This window comes from Paenalicyclobacillus ferrooxydans, assembly GCF_001399675.1.
Classification (GTDB): Bacteria; Bacillota; Bacilli; order Alicyclobacillales; family Alicyclobacillaceae; genus Alicyclobacillus_B; species Alicyclobacillus_B ferrooxydans.
Genome location: NZ_LJCO01000055.1, coordinates 1 through 3,218 on the forward strand (window position 1 = coordinate 1; position 3,218 = coordinate 3,218).

Consider the following 3,218-nt stretch of genomic DNA (forward strand, 5'->3'; position numbering starts at 1 on the left):
CCTCATTTGGCACACCGAATCCCAAAGCGACCTCAATGACACCAGTGTCCCCATCCATCGTAGCTGCGTCTAACAGAGCCAACCGTGTCATTGTTTGATAGGCACCAAGGTGAACCCGTTCCTCACGACCATACGTGCTTACCGGGGTACTACCAACGGTTTGCACATCTTGATATCCAACAACGTATTCGCGGCCGTTTAACGTAAAAACATTCGATTGCACTCCATTAGCCTGCTGGATTTTGGATGTGCCAATGGCCGTTTTCTCCTTGTCCTTATCGTAGAGACCATAGGTTGAAGCGTACATTTTACGCGAGATAGAACCGTCCTCGCTACGAACGACAATGCATGTCGTACCATTCCCCACGTCTAATCCAATGAATTTCATGGCAAATCTCCCTCCCGTTTCACTGGTCCATGATTGTGCTGTGACAACATCATTATGGGCCCGTGATGGGACCTTCGTGTGCCGTTTTAGGACCAAATTGCACACTCATGGCACTGTGAATGTGTCGTCAATGTGCTGTGACGGAACATGTCAGCTACATCGCTTTATCGGCTCAAGCAACGTGTCAGAGTCCCCATTCAATCCGGTATATTGCTTTGTCTTTACATCCCAATCGCTCGACACCCATCAGTACACTACCGCTGCCATAACGAATACCGGACTCAATCGCAGATTCCAGGGATTCTGTATTATTAATCCCTCTTTGCCATCGGATGCCGGGTTCGCCCTCTTCATTCATCACAACCTCGCCACGTTCAGAACAAACTTGCCTATTCTCGTACAACCAAAGTGGTTCAGGCAATCGCTTGACGAATTCATCCCACACCGATTTCATCACGGAAGGACGACACACCACAAGCGGCACAAAATCTCGTTGAAATGCCACTTCTATATTCTGATAAAGTTCTCGCGGTGATGAAGCTTGTGTCGGAAATCCATATGCGTCCGTTAGCACATACGCAATCGGTCGACCCGCCCATAAATCTACAATCGGCTGAATAAACATTACCCACTACCTCCACATCACATCGTGTTTAAGAACCAAAGCAAAGCGAACAACAAGGTAACTGCCGTAAATATCGGCACCGCTACTGGAATGCTGAGTGCCTGTTCAGCTGGTAAATATCGAAGACTTATACGACGCATACCAGGTTTCAATATAGGCACGAACAAAAAGCCAATGAACCATACCAGGAGGGCCGGAAGTGCACCAATGGCTGCACCAAGTACCATTGACATCTTCCAATCACCTTGCCCCCAAACACCAAGGAGAGTCGGCACAAACATCAATACAGCCATGAGTATGAAGCTGAGTAGAGACGATTCAAATGTCCGATTGGCAAAATGAATGGACAGAAACAGCAGCAACCAAAGGGCTGTCCACTTGTTTGGAATCCGTCTTTCCCGTAAATCTGTCCACGCGGAAATGGCGGTGTAAACTACGAGTCCACCCCATAGCATTAGCACGATATTCGAGTGCCATTGCCATGAGTTTTCTAAAAAGAGACGAATCCATTCGTTCTTCCACACCTAATGAGACCCTCTCTCTCCTCCCAAACTTTTGTGGCGCAGGAGATAAGCCCTCCTGCGCCACGGACGTCTCTGCGGACAAACCCGCTATTGCAAGTTGCCAGCCAAGTAGTTCTCAGCTTGCAAGTCCCACACGTTTGAAATCCCATCCGGACCCGTGCTCCAACCCACACCCGAATTTGCTTGGTCTGTGGAGTCGAAGATGAGCGTTCCACCATTTTGAATCCATGTATCTAGTTGCGGCATGATTTGTTCGAGGTTCTGAGCGAAGTAACTGTCCTGAACCGCATCAACCACAATCGTGCCGTACTGATCGATGTTCGGGATACTAGGTGACGATAAGGAACTCTGCGTTGCACTCGGAATTGCCCGCTCAACAGCCGATACAGCCTGCTGATTACTCCCCCAACCCGCACCATCATTTAAGAGCAGAACTGGTTTGTGACTGGGAACTAAGAAGTCATTGATGATGTTGTTCCACTCTGTCGTTGCCCAACTGTCCGAGTTGTAATAAAACTCAACCGTTTGCGTATCCACCAATACCTGTCCGTTTCCGTAGCGGAAATAGGCAGCAGTTGGCTGCGAGCCATTTGTCGCGAGAATTTGCGCGCCACTTGGCAAATTTGTCAGGTACATGTGGGAAGCCCAATCCCCACTCCACTGTGAAGGCATGTTATTCATCACTGGCCCCTTGCTAAGAGGTGGCTCTGTCACCACAATCGTTGATTGTGCGGAAGTTCCGGCACCTTGAGCTGTGATCGTATACGACCCTGGTGTATTCGGTGCAACGTACGTTGCCTGAAACATTCCGTTCGCATCCGTGGTCACAGTTGTAGGAGAAATCGTGCCTCCCGTTGCGGCTAAAGTAATGGTCTGATTGGCAAGTGGCGTTCCGTTTGATGTCAGCTGTCCGCTTACGTTGTCACTCTGTCCGAATTCCAGCGTAGATGTGTTCACTTGAAGCTGGAGTTTTGGAGACCACACAATCACCGACTCGGTAGAGCTGACGCCATCAGACATCACGGTGACCTGATACGTCCCTGGTTGATGAGGCGTCGTATAAGGCATTGAAAAATCGCCATTTGCATCCGTGGATACAACATACTCACTCGCGTTGTTCCCATACGCGGTTCCGCCAAGGGTACCACCTGTCACCAATAAATTCACTGTCTGCCCAGAAAGCGGATGCCCATAAAACATGACTTGTCCGGAAACCGTGGTTACGGAGCCACCCATCAGATTCTTAGGGATGGCATTCACACTCAGTGAAGGCATCGAAGCATTCCCGGGGTACGCGACGTTATCTGTCCCAGCTATCCCCGTTTGTGGGTTTTCCACTTGAATCGTCAAATTATCTCCCGGAGCAAACACCCAGCTGCCAAGCCCGTCATTCCAATTCGATAGATCACTCTGGCCATAGCCAGCAAATCCCGTAACAACAATTTTGTCATTACGCCAAGTCTGAACCGTTGGATTGACTCCGTAACTTGCGGCGTTACCAGCCACCCATCCACGACTCTGGTCACTGATGGTCAATGTGCCATTTTGGATCGGTGGAGGATTACCAAAACCATATCCAGTGAGCGTCAACTCTGGCCCCCAAACGGATGTAGTCCACTCGACGCTTTCAATATGCGGCGCTGTAGCACCCGGAATAATTGCCACCCCGCTATCATCCGCC

General features: G+C 49.7%; 3 protein-coding genes and 1 pseudogene. All 4 read right to left on the reverse strand.

Going from position 1 to position 3,218, the window contains the following annotated elements; translation table 11 throughout:
* A pseudogene (locus AN477_RS13700) lies at positions 1 to 388 on the reverse strand (recombinase); the annotation flags it as partial.
* Between the two features lie 184 nt (positions 389 to 572).
* Complete coding sequence (locus AN477_RS13705; protein ID WP_054969733.1) at positions 573 to 1,013, reverse strand: hypothetical protein; 441 nt, start codon at positions 1,011 to 1,013, stop codon at positions 573 to 575.
* 17 nt (positions 1,014 to 1,030) lie between these two features.
* On the reverse strand, positions 1,031 to 1,537 hold the full coding sequence (locus AN477_RS13710; RefSeq protein WP_054969734.1) for a prepilin peptidase: 507 nt from the start codon (positions 1,535 to 1,537) through the stop codon (positions 1,031 to 1,033).
* Positions 1,538 to 1,624: 87 nt separating this feature from the next.
* A partial coding sequence (locus AN477_RS13715; RefSeq protein ID WP_211266013.1) for an Ig-like domain-containing protein occupies positions 1,625 to 3,218 on the reverse strand: 1,594 nt, incomplete at its 5' end.